Genomic DNA, 535 nt, shown 5'->3' on the forward strand with positions numbered 1-535 from the left:
CCGCTTCCGCGCCCGGTCAAGGCTCGACACCTTGCCGGCGGATGCGACCGACTCCACAGACTTCTGATAGGCACCCCTCGGACCCCGATACTGGGGCCGTCGACCCTCCACGTCCGGCAACCGCAGCGCCGCCAGCAGCTGCTTGAGGACCGTGGCCGTCGCGTTCGCCTCACGCAGCGCCGAGTTCACGACCAAGCTGGACACTCCGTTACCGTCCGTCTCAATCGACAGCAGCACGTCATGCTTGCCACGGATCGCCGCATCCAGAGAATCGAGCCGATCCTTTGCCCGGCACGCCTCCTCCAGTTGCACCAACTGCTCCGGCGTCAGCTCGAACACGTCCGCCACGCCACGCCACAAAGCACGCCCACCATCCGCCAACGAGGCTGGACACGGGGCCGGGATATGGGGCTCGTCAGACATGCTCAACACCTCCAGCGTCGCGCCGATATGCATCTGGTGGTATCGCGCCACCAGAGAGAATGGTTTTCAGGTCCTGTAGACCGCTAGGAAGGTGTCTCGCAGTCTACAGGAT

General features: G+C 64.3%; 1 protein-coding gene. It reads right to left on the bottom strand.

Annotated features, from left to right (window positions below; genetic code table 11):
• Nucleotides 1–360 (bottom strand): hypothetical protein (locus ACTNDN_RS24990; RefSeq protein ID WP_441132582.1); only part of this gene is annotated, 360 nt, incomplete at its 3' end.
• Between the last annotated feature and the right edge of the window lie 175 nt (nucleotides 361–535).

This window comes from Niallia sp. HCP3S3_B10 (assembly GCF_052064465.1).
In the GTDB taxonomy this organism is placed as follows: domain Bacteria; phylum Bacillota; class Bacilli; order Bacillales; family Cytobacillaceae; genus Niallia; species Niallia hominis.